We start from the raw sequence: 13,046 nt of genomic DNA, 5'->3' as shown, positions 1-13,046 counted from the left end.
GACTCCTTCACCATTGCCTCGGACCGAGGTGTTGCCTTCGTGTGCGCTCCAACTCCTAACGTGGGCAGGCATGGAGACCACGAGGACACTCGGTCGCAGCGGCATCCAGGTCAGCGCTCTCGGCTTCGGCTGCTGGGCCATCGGCGGGGAGTGGCAGGACGCGAACGGCCGGCCGCTGGGGTGGGGCAAGGTCGACGACGACGAGTCCGTACGGGCGATCCACCGCGCTCTCGACCTCGGCGTGACGTTCTTCGATACGGCGGACGCTTACGGCGCCGGGCACAGCGAGCGCGTGCTGGGGCGCGCGCTGGGCAAGCGGCGCGACGACGTCGTGATCGCCACCAAGTGGGGCAACGTCTTCGACGAGACCAGCCGCACCCTCACCGGCTCGGACGACTCCCCGCAGTACGCCCGCCGCGCCCTGGCCGCATCACTGCAGCGGCTCGGCACCGATCACATCGACCTCTACCAGCTGCACCTGTCCGACGCCGATCCACGACGGGGCGCCGAACTCCGCGACCTCTGCGAGGAGTTCGTACGCGAGGGACTCGTGCGCGCCTACGCATGGAGCACCGACGACCCCGAGCGGGCCCGGGGGTTCGCCGAAGGGGAACACTGCACCGCCGTGCAGCACGCGCTGAACGTACTGCAGGACGCGCCCGAAATGATCGCCCTGTGCGAGGAGTTGGGCCTTGCAGGCATCAACCGCAGTCCGCTCGCCATGGGCCTCCTGACGGGCAAACACGCGGCCGGGCGGGCGCTGGCGGCCGGGGACATCCGCAACTCCCCGCCCGCCTGGCTGCCGGGCTTCCGCGAGAACGCCGGAGCCGACCAGGACTGGGTCACCCGGGTCGACTCCTTGCGCGACATCCTGACCTCCGGCGGCCGCACCCCCGGCCAGGGCGCCCTGGCCTGGCTGTGGGCGCGCAGCCCGCGCACGATCCCGATTCCGGGGTTCCGCTCGGTCGAGCAGGCGGAGCAGAACGCGGCGGCCATGGAGAAGGGGCCGCTCACTGCAGCCCAGTTGACTGAGGTCGACCAGGTGCTCGGACGATGATCGACGTGCGGCGGCAGGCGCCAACTCTGCCCCTCCGCCATGAGTTGGCGCATCGACAGGAGGACCGTCCGGAACGCAGGGCGGGTTCAGAATCCGATCGCTTCGCGGAGCAGCAGGACGGTGCCTCGTCCGGGCTGGAATTCCGCATTGAGGATGAGGAGGCGATTGACGGCGCTGTCCCAGCCATACGCTTCCTGGGTGCGGGCGCTCTCCAGGGGCAGGCAGTGGTCCTCGACGCGGCGCAGCGCGGCGGGCAGGTCGGGAACCACCTTCTGCGCTCCGACGACCCAGATCGCACGGGCGGCGCCGCCCGCGTTGGCCGGCATCTGGCTTCCGCTGCCCGAGGCGATCACGAGGGAGCCGGTCTCCGTCACCGCGTGGACGCTGCCCACGACGACGTCGGGGGCAGCGGTCAGCCGTCGGATCTCGTGCATCCGGGTGGCGCGGTCCATGGCCAGGACGCGTGGCTTGATGGCGTCGTATCGCCCGCCGGCGTTGATGTCCTCGGCGATGCCGGACAGGCGGAGGCTCTCGCTGGCCCCGGTGAAGACGCTGGCGCCCTCCGGGATCAGATCCTTGATGCGCGTACGCGCGGCGGCGGCGTCATCGAGGAGCTCCACGGTGAATCCATGCGCGGTCAGCGCGGTGGCCGCCCTCTCCAGGCGCTGCGCGGGCGCCGGCACGGCGAACGGTGTGGTCGGGATCGAGGTCGGGGTCGGCAGTGATGTCGTCATGATGTCGGTGAGCTTCCTGTTCGCTGGATGATGTGCTCGTCTCAGCAGTCCGACACGGCAGCCCCCGGAAATGTGAGGTCGCTGCCTCGCCTCACATTTCCGGGGGCTGCGCTGTCGGACCGGTGAGGGCAGACGCGACCGAGGGAGCTGCGACACCATGACCACCCGATCCGAGGCAGAACACCACCGACCTGATCCGGACGTGGACATGCACACGGACCTGGGCACGGATATGAACCTGGGCATGGACGTGGACCTGGAGACGGTCATGGGCGAGCGGCGCCAGCTGATCAACCTCGCCTACCGCCTCCTGGGCTCCCTGGCCGAGGCCGAGGACGCCGTCCAGGAGACGTATGCCCGCTGGTACGCCATGTCGCGGCAGGAGCAGGACGCCATCAACTCCCCCGGCGCCTGGTTGACCACGGTCGCCAGCCGCATCTGCCTCAACCTGCTCGGCTCTGCACGGGCCCGGCGGGAGACCTACGTGGGTGAGTGGATCCCCGAGCCGCTGCCCGGGCGCACGGAGTGGGTCAGCGGCCGGGCGGGCGGTGCGGCCGTCGACCCGGCCGACCGGGTCACCCTGGACGAGTCGATCAACCTGGCCTTCCTGGTCGTACTCGAATCGATGACCCCTGCCGAGCGCGTCGCCTTCATCCTGCACGACGTCTTCTGCCACTCCTTCGCCGAAGTGGCCGAGATCGTCGGCCGCAGCCCCGCGGCATGCCGCCAACTGGCTTCCTCTGCCCGCCGCCGCATACGGACCGCACAGCCTTCCGCCACGCCCCCGCCGGCCCAACGCACGGCCATCGTCCGGGACTTCAAGCAGGCGTGGGAAGCCAAGGACATCGACGCCCTGATAAGTCTGCTCGACCCCGACGCCACAGCGGTCGCCGACGGCGGTGGCCTGGCCACGACCTTCCTGCACCCCATCGAAGGCGGCGTGCAGATCGCGCACGCCTGGATCGAGATCGCACAGCGCAGGCCCGCCGACATGACCTTCCTGGAACGGGTGGTCAACGGTCAGCCCGGTGTGGTGGCTCAGGTGGACGGCGTCACGGTGACGGTGTTCGCGTTCGACGTCGTCGGCGACCGGATCAAGCACATCTGGGTCGTGCGCAACCCCGAGAAGCTCCGTCACTGGGCGGAGGACTGAGGCACGTCTCCCCTCCGTTCGCGGGGAAGGCGGAGAGACCGATGCCCCGGCGGCTTGCCCTCCGCCGCCCGTGCGGTCAGCCGCCGAGGGTGTTCACCTGGTAGAGGTAGACGGCCTTGCCGCCCCCGTAGGCGTCGTCCTTGCTGTCGCCGCTCATCTGGTAGTAGAACTCCACGGGGTCCTGGTCCAGGCCGAGTTGGCCCTTCTTGTCCATCTCGCCCAGCTTGCTCAGGAACTTCTGGGTGTCCACTTCCTTGCCGCCCATCTCAGAGGCGAGCTGACCGGCCACGACGACCTTCAGGTGCTTCTCGTCGACGGCCATGTTCGTCGTGTGGTTGCCCCCGCCCTCCATCTTGAGGATCGGGTGGCTGCCGTCGCTGCAGTCGTACGAGCCGATGTGGAAGGTCAGCAGGTCGTTGCCTTCCTTGTCGTCGGTGCCGTCCTTGAGGTAGCCGACAAGCCTCCCGTACGGGCCCTTGCCGTGGTTGGCGCAGATCGGGCCGGGCGGGGTCTGCCGGTCCGCATAGTCGTCCTTGCCCGAACCTCCGCCGCTGCCACCGGAGTTGGCGCCCCCGGAGTTGGCGCCGCCGGAGTTGGCGCCGCCGGAGTTGGCGCCGCCGGAGTTGGCGCCGCCGGATCCCTCGATGTCGTCGCCCGTCTTCCCGGGGGCCGGCGTGCTCTTCCCCGGGGCCGGCTTGCTCGGCGAGGCCGTCTTGTCCGGGTCGGGCTTCGAGGGGTTCTCCGTGGACTTGGACACGGCCGGGGACGGCTTGGAATCGCCGCTGTCGTCGTCGCCCCCGGAGGGCTCACAGGCTGTGGTGGCCAGGGCGAGCGCGGCGGTGGCGCCCAACAGGCCGAGCTTCCAGTTCTTGCGGGTCTTCGTACGCATGGGGTTCCCCCGTAGGTCGAGCGAGAGCGGTGAGGGTGCTTGTCGCTTACCGGTACGCGGTCAATGAACCGGCTGCAGCAGTGTGAGGTGGGAGGGATGGGTTCCGGCCATGACGTACGCGATCGTTACCGATCACGGACAATAGTGACTTCACCGCCGAGTCCTGGCTGCCCAATCCTGACCGCCGCTGAACCCGCTGAGCCCGCTGAGCCCGCTGAGCCCGTTGAACTCGTTGAACTTGTTTCCCCGTTGAACCTGTTGAGCCTGTCATCGGCCGATGGCAGGCTCACGTCCCATGATCGACGACTACGCGAAGGACCACCTGCACAGCCAACTCCGAAGACTCCGCGAGGCGGTGATCTGGAAACTCGACGGGCTGTGCGAGTACGACATCCGTCGCCCGCTCACCGCCACGGGCACCAACCTTCTCGGCCTGGTCAAACACTTGGCGACGTGGGAGTCCCGCTACTTCGGCGAGGTCTTCGACCGCCCCTTCCCCGAACCTCTGCCCCGGTGGGACGACGCCGAGGAGCGCGGCACAGACATGTGGGCGACCGAGCACGAGACACGCGAGGAGATCATCGACCGCTACCGTCGCGTCGGGGAGCACTCCGACGCGACGATCGCCTCCCTCGCCCTCGACTCCCCCGGCCACGTCCCGTGGTGGCCCCACCCCGACGTGCACCTGTTCAACGTCCTGGTCCACATCCTCACCGAGACCAGCCGTCACGCCGGTCACGCCGACATCCTGCGCGAACAGCTCGACAACTCAACAGGGACCACGGCCGCGTACGCGACTCCCCACGACGCCGATTTCTGGGAGGCCCGCCGGGCGCACATCGAGCGAGCCGCCGAGGCAGCCGCAGCCACCGACAAGAGCTGACCACGCCCTTCGGTCGGCTGCGCCGTGTTCGTTCCTCCGACGCTCAGCGCGGCCGCCCGGCGGGGCTGTTACTTGGCGGCCTGGAGTGCGGCATGCCAGGGCTGAAGACGTACAGCGCGTCTGCCTCCCGGCCCGGGGCCGCGGCGAAGGCGTGCGGGGTGTGCGGCGGCACCAACAGAGAGTCCCCCTTCTCCAGGACAGTGCGCGGGAGCACCGACCGCCCTCTTGGCGAAGGTGGAGCGGTAGCTGGTCAGTTCACTGCCGTCGGTGCCGTGATCCCGGCGCCTTGTGAGCACGACTCTATGGCGGCAAAAGACCGTAGATGAGGTGCACTTGAGGGCATGAACCATGGGTCAATTCTCATCGGCGCTCACACGTTCCCTCCCTCGCCGCGTCGAGGAGGCAGGAGCAGTTCGTGGCGGTATAGATGATCCTTTCCTGTGTCAGCACATCAGCCGCACGCAGGGAAAGCCACAGATGACCGACGCCTCCGAGGCCGGAGCCGCCCGCCGTGAGGGCGCGACACAAGTGCAGGAACAGGACCGCGTCGCCGTCGTGATCGGCAGTACCCGCCCAGCGCGGATCTGTCCCGACATCGCTGCATGGGTTCGTGATGTGGCGCAGGAGGCCGGCCCGCTGCACTACGAACTCCTGGACTTGGCGGAGGTGGGCCTGCCGCTGCTGGACGAGCCGCTCAAGGCCGCGCTCCAGCAGTACAGCCACGAGCACACCCGGGCCTGGAGCCGGACGGTCGCGTCCTACACCGCAGATGACGACGTCGACGACAACTGGCAGCTCAAAGATGTCTACGCCACCCTGCGCCCCTTCCGTGACCAGGTCCGGGCCGTTGACGAGCAGATGCTCCAGGCTCTCAAGGACGGCCAGTAGCAGAGCCTGTCGGCACCGTCCCGTTGCCGCGATCCGACTCTGGCTCCGGCTCCGGCTCTGGCTCCGCCCGTGATCCGGTGGACCGCCAGCCCTCTGCTGAAAGCGCGCCGCTAGCCCTCTGGGTAAAAGAGGAACAGCGTGCAGCCGGTGGTGGTCGAGGGCACGTGCCACGACCCGGCCGGGGCATGCAGGAACGTGCCGGCAGGGTAGTCGCGTGCTCCGTCGTTGAAGGTGCCGGCGACCACGTAGACCTCCTCCGGGCCGGGCTCGTGGACGTCGCGGTGCGGCCAGGAGGTGCCCGCCTCCATCTCCAGCACGTTGGCGTGCGCGCCGGCCGGTCCCCGCCACAGGGGACGCAGCCGAATCCCGGGGAACAGCTCACGGACCGGGGATTCGTCGACAGAGACGGAGGTGTAACCCTCCTGCGTAAGGATCTCAGGGTGCATGCCTGCAACAGTTCCGCGTGCGGGCCGGGGCCGGACAGAGTCCGCGCTGACATCATGGGGTACTTTCCTGCCATGCATCGCGTGGTGGCCCTGGTACGGCCGGTGCAGTCGGTGTTCGAACTCGGCTGCGCCGTCGAGGTCTTCGGCACGAAGCGGCCCGGGGTGCCGCAGCACTACGAATTCGAGGCGTGTACGGAGACGCCCGGCCCCGTGCCGACCACGGGCGGGTACGCGATGTCCGTGTCACAGGACCTATCGGCGCTCGAGGCCGCGGACACCGTGATCATCCCCGGCTGGCTGCCGGTGGAGGAGCCGCTCTCGGATGTCGTGCGCCGCGCGCTGCTGCGGGCGCACGCGCGTGGGGCGCGGCTGGTCACGATCTGTTCCGGGGTGTTCGCGCTGGCCCGCACGGGACTGTTGGACGGCCGCTCGGCCACCACGCACTGGGCACGGGCCGAGCAGTTGCGGCGTGAGTTCCCCCGCGTGCGCGTGGAACCGGAGAGGCTCTACGTGGATCACGGCGACGTCGCCACCAGCGCCGGTGCGGGCGCGGGGTTCGACCTGTGCCTTCATCTGGTCCGGGAAGACCTTGGGGCCGCGTACGCCTCCCTGCTCACGCGGCACATGGTGCTGCCGCCGCATCGGGAGGCCGGTCAGGTGCAGGACACGCCGCCCCCACCGCCCGGGGACGCACTCAACGGCCTGCTCGCGTGGGTCGACGAGCGCCTCGGCACGCCACTCTCGGTGGACGACCTGGCCGCGTACCTCGGCGTCTCGCCCCGCACCCTGGCCCGACGCTTCGCCGACCGGCTCAACACGAGTCCGGGCGCATGGTTGCTCTCCCGTCGGGTGGCCGCAGCACGCACCCTGCTGGAGGACACGGAACTGCCGGTCGAGGCAATCGCAGCCCGCGTCGGCCTCACCTCGGCGGTGAACCTGCGCCGCCGCTTCCGCTCCGCGGTGGGCACGACCCCCGGCGCCTACCGGCGAGCGTTCCGAGTCCCGTAATCCGCCGGACAGGCCCTGGGCCCGCACGCTCATCGCGATCCTGATCGGCCATCTCTGGGGCCTGCCCGACGGATCACGCCTGGGGTGTGGCGTGCCCCGTAGGTGGTGGGGGGGTGCTGTCACCTGAGCTGTGCCGAGGCTGGCTGGGCTCTCGGGAATGAATCTCAGGGTCTCGTGGCTGTCGATCGGGTCGGGTGATCACGCTGCCCGGCTCCGCGTGTGAAGTTTTGAGGGAGTGTCAGCAGAATGTCCGTCACACAGCCTGCCGCCGAGCGCGTACGTGTCTCCGCAGAACCCGACTGGTACGAGTCGGCCGGCATATCGCTCGGCGTCCGCGTCGGGAACCTGGTCTTCACCTCAGGGCAGGCGCCGATCGATGCCCAGGGAGCCACGGTCGGTGCGGGCGACTTCGAGAGGCAAGCCCGTCAGGCGCTTGCGAATCTGTCGACGGTCCTGACCAACGCGGGCTCCAGCCTCGCCGAGGTGGTCAAGGCGACCGTGTTCGTCACGGACATCGCGCAGCAGGACACCTTCGCGAAGTTGCGTGCGGAACACTTCCCGGACAAGCCGCACCTCGCGGAGTCCTTCGTGGAAGTCTCCTCACTCGCCGACCCCGAGTGGATGATCGAAATTGAGGCCATCGGGCTCGTCCGGTGACGCTGGGCATCTGCACGCTCAGCTGATCCAACGGCCGCCGCGCCTACCGGACTTCGGACCCCAAGGAGCCCTCATGCCGCTCAACTTGCCCGAAGGCAAGCGTCTCGCGGTCAACATCGGCGTCGACTTCGACGCGCAGTGCGCACCCAACGGAGACACGTCCAAGCTCAGCCCCGCCTTCTTGTCGCGCGGAGAATTCGACGTCGAGGTGGGCACCCCCCGTCTGCTCGCGCTGTTCGAGAAGCATCAGATCCCGACGACCTGGTGCACCCCCGGGCACACGTTGATCACCTTCCCGGACAGCGTCCGGTCGGTGCTCGGCCACGGGCACGAGATCGCCGCGCACGGTGCGTACCACGAGTCGGTGCCTGCTCTCACCGAGCAGGAGGAACGTCGGCTGATGGAGTTGCAGCTCAGCCAGCACGAGCACATCGTCGGCCGGCGCCCCCGCGGCTACCGTTCACCGGCCTGGGACTTCTCCGACGCCACCCTCGGCATCCTGGAGGAGTTCGGCTTCGCCTGGGACAGCTCGTTGATGGGCCGCGACTTCACCCCCTACCGGCCGCGCCCCGTCGTGGTCCACCGCGAGGAACCGAACGAGTTCGGCCCGCCCAGTCCAGTGCTCGAACTGCCCGTGTCCTGGCACCTGGACGACGTCCCCGCACTCGACCATGTCCCGGGGATGCTCGCCGGACTCATGCCGACCGAGGGGGTCTTCGCGCGCTGGCGGGACACCTTCGACTACGCCTACGAGAACGAGCCCGGCGGCGTCGTGACCCTCACCGTGCACGGCATCGTCAGCGGGCGGGCACACGCGATCATGATGCTGGAGCGATTCATCCGCCACGTGCGGCAGCGCGACGACGTGTGGTTCGCGACGCTGAGCGAGATCCACGACCGCTGGAGCGACTGAGCTCATGAGCCGCGGAGCTCTCAGGACGTTGCGGCACGATCTGCGTCACCCGCCACAGCCGCCGCGGCAACTCGCCCTCCTCGAAGGCGTGGACCTCGATGAGGTTCCAGCCCTCGGCGAGGGCGTCGACCAGCTCCGTCGAGAAGAAGTGCACGGCGAAGCCACCGTGCTCGAAGATGTCGTCGCCGTGAGCGATGCCCGTCCCGCAGTGGGCGTCGCCGGTGTGCCGGACCGTGTAGACGAACGTCCCTCCGGGGCGCAGCACGCGGCGGATCTCGCCCACCAAGGCGTGGATCTCCTGGGTGGACAGCGCCATGCAGAGCAGCATGTGGGCGAAGACGGCGTCCACGGAGCCATCCGGCAGGGGCAACGGCTCGCGCACATCGTGTACGGCAGTACGCACCGACCCGGCGAGGCCCAACTCGGCTGCGGTGGACCGTAGTTGCGTGAGTCCGGTCGAACTGAAGTCGGTGGCCTGGACGGTGAAGCCCTCGTGGGCGAAGAACAGGGCGTCACGGCCGTGCCCGGCGCCCAGTTCCAGGACGTCCTCGGCGTCGGCCGCCCGGAAGACCTCGGCGGCGTGGCGGGCGGGGGCGGAGGGCTCGCTGCCGTACATCCCCGGGTGCGCGGTGTAGGTCTGCTGCCAGTGGGCCTGCTGAGCCGCGGCGAGAGCGTCGTCTTTGTGGTCCACGTACCGGTTCCGCCGCTCTCTCGCTCTACAGCTCTCCCGCTCCGTCTCTTCTTCCGGATCCTTGCACAAACGCCCGCCCCGTCAGCCCCGTCAGCCCCGTCAGCCCCGTCAGCCCCGTCAGCCCCGTCAGCCCAGCGGATACGCAGCCCGGTCGCACCACCGCGCGCCGTCCCACGTGATCAGGTCGACATGCCGGACCCGGGTGTGGAGCGGAAGTGCCGGGGCCAGACGGGCCGCGAGCGCGTCGTAGGCGGTGCGCCAGGTGTCCGGGCCCTCCCCCTTGGCGAGGGTGAGGTGGGGTGCGAGACCGCCGTCGCCGAATATCCCCCAGTACGGGACCACGTCGGGCCAGCACCGGGTCAGATCCTTGGCGAGCGCCGTGACCGGGTCGTGCGGCCACGGGTCGAGGTACAGCACCCCGGGGTAGCAGGCGAACTCCGCGAAGGTGAGGTCGAAGGCGTCATGGGCGCGGACCAGTTCGGCGAGCTTCCGCTCGGTCGCACCGTCGTCGAGACGCTCCTCGTGCAAGAACGGGAAGAGGACCGTGACGTGCGCCGGGAACTCCTCCTGCACGAGCGCGTCGGCCTCCGGCACCTTGATGGTCAGCGCCGTGTCCCCGGATACGAGCGGCCACCCTGCCGACCCGTCAGCCCCCTCGGTCGCGCCAGCCTCCTCGGCGCCCTTGCCGCCGTCCGCGCCACCCGTCCCGGCCACAACCCCCGCCTCGCACTCTCCGTCCGCTCCCACGGCGGGTCATGCTCGCACACGCGATCGGCCGGGCCTCGCGGGGTCCTCCCGCACAGTTCAGCGGCGGGGCGTGAGGGGCGCCAGCGTGGCGGGCTGCACGGCGTCGGCCCCGGCCGAGCCGCGCAGCAGTGCGGTCAGGTCATGGCTCCGAGCCCGCTCAGTCGTTGTCGCAGCTGCCGCGATGCGGTCGAGGCGGAAGCCGCGCCCGGCCTGGCGCGCGCGGCACCAGGCGATCAGGTACCACCGGCCATCCGCGGTGAGCAGCCCGGCCGGTTCCACCTCGCGGGCGCTCTGCTGCCCGGCCGCGTCCACGTACGACAGGCGCAGCACCGTGTTCGTGGTGAGGGACGCTTCCACCGCGTCGCGGACCGACGCGTCGGTCCGCGAGGGCAACGCGACGATCCGTGCGGCGAGTTCCTGTGCCGCCGCCGAGGCGGGACCGCTCATCGTGGCCGCGATCTTCTGGGCTGCCGTGTGGGCCGCACCGCCGTACGGGGCCGAGGCACCGGCCGCGGCGAGTGCGGCGGCCAGTGCCGAGGCTTCATCGGGGGTGAAGCGGATCGGCGGCAGGGTCATCTCCGGGTCGATCGACCAGCCGCCGCCGCGTCCTGTCGTGGTGCGCACCGGCACGCCGGTCTCCATCAGCGCCTGAAGGTCGCGCTGCACCGTGCGCGCGCTCACCTCGAACCGCGCGGCGAGCGCCGCGACCGTCAGCGGACGCGGAGCCGCCGCGCGCAGCTCTTCCACCAGTCCGTAGAGGCGGGCAGTGCGGTTCATGGCGGCGACGCTACCGCGCCCCTGCCGTGGCGGTGGCGCCGGCCGGGGCAGGTAGTCCTGCCGTGGACAAGAAGTCCTGCTGGCGCTGGTGTTCGCGCGCGGTGATGGTCAGCGGGAAGAGGGTGAAGCCGTGCATGGCCCCGGCGACGACGCCGAGCTGCACGGGCGCTCCCGCAGCCTCCCACCGTCCGGCCAGGAAGAGGGAGTCGTCGAGGAGGGGATCCGCGGTGCCGACGACGATGCGGGCCGGGGGCATGCCGTGGAGGTCCGCGTAGAGCGGCGAGATGTCGGGATTCCGGCGCTGCTCGGTGCCCATGCCCGGAGTGACCAGCTCATAGGTCCGCCGCAGCGAGTCGGTGTTGCTGAGCAACTGCCGGGATCCGAATGACCTCTGGCTGGGTGTCATCGACAGGTCGTAGGGGCCGAAGGCCAGCTGGGCCGCGCGGAACGCGCCGGTGATGCCGTGCCGGTCGCGCAGGCGCAGCAGCGTCACGACGCTGAGGTGGGCGCCGGCCGATTCGCCGCCGATCAGCAGCCGTTCGGTGCCGAATTCGGCTGCGGCGTGCCGCACCAGCCACCGCGCGGCGGCTTCGCAGTCGTCGGGCCCGGCGGGGAACGGGTGTTCCGGTGCGAGGCGGTATTCGACGCTCACCACGGCGAGCCGCGCCCGTTCGGCGAGCTGCCACAGTCTCTCGTCCTGTCCGTCGGCGGAACCGAACGTCCAACCGCCTCCGTGGATGTGCAGGTACACGCCGTCGACGCGGTCCGGCACGAAGACCCGTGCCTTCACCCCGTCTTCCACGACGCGGTCTTGGCCGTACGGCAGCCGTACGGGGGGTGTGTCGCCGCCGAGCCGGTTGCGTCGCAGGATCGCCAACACGGCGTCGTCCAAGGGCTGTTCGCGTGCCGGTCGACTCGCCGCAGCGGTCTCGAATTGTTTGTTGAACGCCAGGGTCTCGGAGAGGCAGTCCTCATCGGTGAACGTCATGCGCCCACGGTCGCAGCCCTCCGCGACAACGTCCTGTCACCCTTTTCCGGTGACCCGCATCACCCTTCACCGCCCCACAGTTCGGTGCACGGCCACGACAGGGCTTCCCCTACGCCTTGTAGGGTTTACGGCGGAAGTACAACGGAACGTGTAAGGGTGCAGGCCGGACCAGCAAGGCGCAGCGCGCTCACCGTACGGGAAGGTCGTAACGCATGGCGATGCCGTCGGAGACCCGGACGCGGGCACGTCAGATGCCTCAGATGCGATGGGCGCAGGGGGCGCGAGGGCGTGCGGCCGTGGCGCTCGTGGTCATGGCCGTGGCGGCGGTCGTCGCGGTGCGCCAGCGGGGCGTGGTCGCGGAGGGGGTCGACCGGCTCGCCGCCGCCGACCGCGGATGGCTGTTGGTGGCGGGGACGAGTGCGGTGCTGACGTGGGGGTGTTCGGCGCTGGCCCTGCAGGGAGCGGTGCGGGAGACGCTGCCCGCGGGGCGGCTGCTGGCAGGCCAGTTCGCGGCGTCGGCGGCCAATCACGTGCTGCCGTCCGGGCTCGGGGCGGGCGCGGTGAATGTGCGGCTGCTGCAACGGTGCGGGCTCTCCTTGCCCCGCGCGGCATCGGCGCTCGCGGTGAAGACCGGTGCGGGCGGCGCGGTGCGCGGCGCGCTCCTCGCTGTCTTGGCCTTGTCCTGCCCGGGGGTGCTGACCATGCCGGAGTCGGTGCCGTGGCTGCCGCTCGCCGGGGTCTGCGTGGCGGGCGCCGCGGTGGTTCCGCTGCGGGGCCGGGTGCGCGGTGCGGCAGCCCGGGTGCTGGCCGACGTACGGGATGTGCATCAACTCCCGAACAGGGCTGCCGCGTTGTGGGGTGGCTCGCTGGCCTTCGCCCTGCTCCACGCCACCGTGCTCATCGCGCTGACCCGGAGCCTGGACGTGGCGCTGCCCGCCCAGCAGGTGGCTCTCGCCTATCTCGCGGCGAGCAGTGCCGCGGTGCTGTTGCCGACGCCCGGCAATCTCGGCTCGCTGGACGCCGCGCTCCTGTTCGCGCTCGTGGCCGCCGGGGCGCCCGGGTCGGCGGCCGGTGCGGCGGTGATCGGCTACCGGCTGTTCACCGCGTGGCTGCCGCTGGTGCCGGGGCTTGCGGTGCTGGTCGTGCTGGTGCGCCGCAGGATCGTGTGATCCGACGGCGGCACCCCGGACAGGCCCTAGGGGCCACAGGCACGGG

General features: G+C 70.3%; 15 protein-coding genes and 1 pseudogene. 8 read left to right on the top strand and 8 right to left on the bottom strand.

From position 1 onward, the window contains the following. Positions 1–70: 70 nt before the first annotated feature. Positions 71–1,057 (top strand): aldo/keto reductase, encoded by a 987-nt coding sequence (locus ACQB60_RS19265; protein ID WP_496927240.1) that lies wholly within the window; start codon positions 71–73, stop codon positions 1,055–1,057. 86 nt (positions 1,058–1,143) lie between these two features. Here ACQB60_RS19265 and ACQB60_RS19260 read toward each other — a convergent pair whose 3' ends face one another. Next, entirely contained in the window at positions 1,144–1,791 is a 648-nt protein-coding gene (locus ACQB60_RS19260) for an LUD domain-containing protein (RefSeq protein ID WP_496927239.1), read from the bottom strand. Positions 1,792–1,948: 157 nt separating this feature from the next. On the opposite strand from ACQB60_RS19260, the gene sigJ reads away from it, so the two are divergent. Beyond that, a complete protein-coding gene (gene sigJ, locus ACQB60_RS19255; protein ID WP_496927238.1) occupies positions 1,949–2,944 on the top strand; it encodes an RNA polymerase sigma factor SigJ in 996 nt (331 codons plus the stop codon). Between the two features lie 76 nt (positions 2,945–3,020). Here sigJ and ACQB60_RS19250 read toward each other — a convergent pair whose 3' ends face one another. Next, a complete protein-coding gene (locus ACQB60_RS19250; RefSeq protein WP_496927237.1) occupies positions 3,021–3,833 on the bottom strand; it encodes a hypothetical protein in 813 nt (270 codons plus the stop codon). A 295-nt stretch (positions 3,834–4,128) separates the two neighbouring features. On the opposite strand from ACQB60_RS19250, the gene ACQB60_RS19245 reads away from it, so the two are divergent. After that, positions 4,129–4,716, top strand: coding sequence for a DinB family protein (locus tag ACQB60_RS19245; protein ID WP_496927544.1), 588 nt, complete (start codon positions 4,129–4,131; stop codon positions 4,714–4,716). Positions 4,717–4,807: 91 nt separating this feature from the next. Here ACQB60_RS19245 and ACQB60_RS19240 read toward each other — a convergent pair. Then, positions 4,808–5,066, bottom strand: a pseudogene (locus ACQB60_RS19240) (cupin domain-containing protein); the annotation flags it as partial. A gap of 127 nt (positions 5,067–5,193) precedes the next feature. Here ACQB60_RS19240 and ACQB60_RS19235 point away from each other — a divergent pair. Then, positions 5,194–5,604, top strand: coding sequence for an NADPH-dependent FMN reductase (locus ACQB60_RS19235; protein WP_496927236.1), 411 nt, complete (start codon positions 5,194–5,196; stop codon positions 5,602–5,604). A 110-nt stretch (positions 5,605–5,714) separates the two neighbouring features. Here ACQB60_RS19235 and ACQB60_RS19230 read toward each other — a convergent pair whose 3' ends face one another. Further along, positions 5,715–6,050 (bottom strand): cupin domain-containing protein, encoded by a 336-nt coding sequence (locus ACQB60_RS19230; RefSeq protein ID WP_496927235.1) that lies wholly within the window; start codon positions 6,048–6,050, stop codon positions 5,715–5,717. Positions 6,051–6,122: 72 nt separating this feature from the next. Between ACQB60_RS19230 and ACQB60_RS19225 the strand changes: the two genes are divergently transcribed. The 3 genes from ACQB60_RS19225 to ACQB60_RS19215 all read left to right on the top strand — a co-directional run bounded on the left by ACQB60_RS19225 (position 6,123) and on the right by ACQB60_RS19215 (position 8,628). Next, positions 6,123–7,058 carry a GlxA family transcriptional regulator gene (locus ACQB60_RS19225; RefSeq protein ID WP_496927234.1) on the top strand — a complete coding sequence of 312 codons (936 nt, stop codon included), beginning with the start codon at positions 6,123–6,125 and terminating at the stop codon, positions 7,056–7,058. 246 nt (positions 7,059–7,304) lie between these two features. After that, entirely contained in the window at positions 7,305–7,715 is a 411-nt protein-coding gene (locus ACQB60_RS19220) for a RidA family protein (RefSeq protein WP_496927233.1), read from the top strand. Between the two features lie 73 nt (positions 7,716–7,788). Further along, complete coding sequence (locus ACQB60_RS19215; protein ID WP_496927232.1) at positions 7,789–8,628, top strand: polysaccharide deacetylase family protein; 840 nt, start codon at positions 7,789–7,791, stop codon at positions 8,626–8,628. Here the strand turns inward: ACQB60_RS19215 and ACQB60_RS19210 are convergent. The 4 genes from ACQB60_RS19210 to ACQB60_RS19195 form a co-directional block, all read right to left on the bottom strand. Beyond that, positions 8,552–9,244 (bottom strand): class I SAM-dependent methyltransferase, encoded by a 693-nt coding sequence (locus ACQB60_RS19210; protein ID WP_496927543.1) that lies wholly within the window; start codon positions 9,242–9,244, stop codon positions 8,552–8,554. The two genes, ACQB60_RS19215 and ACQB60_RS19210, sit on opposite strands and share 77 nt — an antisense overlap. A gap of 201 nt (positions 9,245–9,445) precedes the next feature. Continuing rightward, entirely contained in the window at positions 9,446–10,066 is a 621-nt protein-coding gene (locus tag ACQB60_RS19205) for a 2'-5' RNA ligase family protein (protein WP_496927231.1), read from the bottom strand. A 57-nt stretch (positions 10,067–10,123) separates the two neighbouring features. Then, positions 10,124–10,843: a helix-turn-helix transcriptional regulator gene (locus ACQB60_RS19200; RefSeq protein ID WP_496927230.1), complete on the bottom strand. Its 720-nt coding sequence runs from the start codon at positions 10,841–10,843 to the stop codon at positions 10,124–10,126. A 10-nt stretch (positions 10,844–10,853) separates the two neighbouring features. Further along, positions 10,854–11,831, bottom strand: a complete 978-nt coding sequence (locus ACQB60_RS19195) for an alpha/beta hydrolase (protein ID WP_496927229.1) — start codon at positions 11,829–11,831, stop codon at positions 10,854–10,856. A 260-nt stretch (positions 11,832–12,091) separates the two neighbouring features. Here ACQB60_RS19195 and ACQB60_RS19190 point away from each other — a divergent pair, with 260 nt between their 5' ends. Next, entirely contained in the window at positions 12,092–13,000 is a 909-nt protein-coding gene (locus tag ACQB60_RS19190) for a lysylphosphatidylglycerol synthase transmembrane domain-containing protein (protein WP_496927228.1), read from the top strand. Positions 13,001–13,046 lie beyond the last annotated feature (46 nt).

The sequence above is a fragment of the Streptomyces odontotermitis genome (assembly GCF_050510915.1).
Lineage (GTDB): Bacteria > Actinomycetota > Actinomycetes > Streptomycetales > Streptomycetaceae > Streptomyces.
Note: the sequence above shows the minus strand (reverse complement) of the source record. Positions and strands in the feature narration are given on the sequence as shown.

Bases quoted from the DNA above. Each gene is read 5' to 3' on its own strand.
- ACQB60_RS19265 (WP_496927240.1), top strand. From the start codon at position 71: ATGGAGACCACGAGGACACTCGGTCGCAGCGGCATCCAGGTCAGCGCT.
- ACQB60_RS19260 (WP_496927239.1), bottom strand. From the start codon at position 1,791: ATGACGACATCACTGCCGACCCCGACCTCGATCCCGACCACACCGTTC.
- sigJ (WP_496927238.1), top strand. From the start codon at position 1,949: ATGACCACCCGATCCGAGGCAGAACACCACCGACCTGATCCGGACGTG.
- ACQB60_RS19250 (WP_496927237.1), bottom strand. From the start codon at position 3,833: ATGCGTACGAAGACCCGCAAGAACTGGAAGCTCGGCCTGTTGGGCGCC.
- ACQB60_RS19245 (WP_496927544.1), top strand. From the start codon at position 4,129: ATGATCGACGACTACGCGAAGGACCACCTGCACAGCCAACTCCGAAGA.
- ACQB60_RS19235 (WP_496927236.1), top strand. From the start codon at position 5,194: ATGACCGACGCCTCCGAGGCCGGAGCCGCCCGCCGTGAGGGCGCGACA.
- ACQB60_RS19230 (WP_496927235.1), bottom strand. From the start codon at position 6,050: ATGCACCCTGAGATCCTTACGCAGGAGGGTTACACCTCCGTCTCTGTC.
- ACQB60_RS19225 (WP_496927234.1), top strand. From the start codon at position 6,123: ATGCATCGCGTGGTGGCCCTGGTACGGCCGGTGCAGTCGGTGTTCGAA.
- ACQB60_RS19220 (WP_496927233.1), top strand. From the start codon at position 7,305: ATGTCCGTCACACAGCCTGCCGCCGAGCGCGTACGTGTCTCCGCAGAA.
- ACQB60_RS19215 (WP_496927232.1), top strand. From the start codon at position 7,789: ATGCCGCTCAACTTGCCCGAAGGCAAGCGTCTCGCGGTCAACATCGGC.
- ACQB60_RS19210 (WP_496927543.1), bottom strand. From the start codon at position 9,244: ATGTACGGCAGCGAGCCCTCCGCCCCCGCCCGCCACGCCGCCGAGGTC.
- ACQB60_RS19200 (WP_496927230.1), bottom strand. From the start codon at position 10,843: ATGAACCGCACTGCCCGCCTCTACGGACTGGTGGAAGAGCTGCGCGCG.
- ACQB60_RS19195 (WP_496927229.1), bottom strand. From the start codon at position 11,831: ATGACGTTCACCGATGAGGACTGCCTCTCCGAGACCCTGGCGTTCAAC.
- ACQB60_RS19190 (WP_496927228.1), top strand. From the start codon at position 12,092: ATGCGATGGGCGCAGGGGGCGCGAGGGCGTGCGGCCGTGGCGCTCGTG.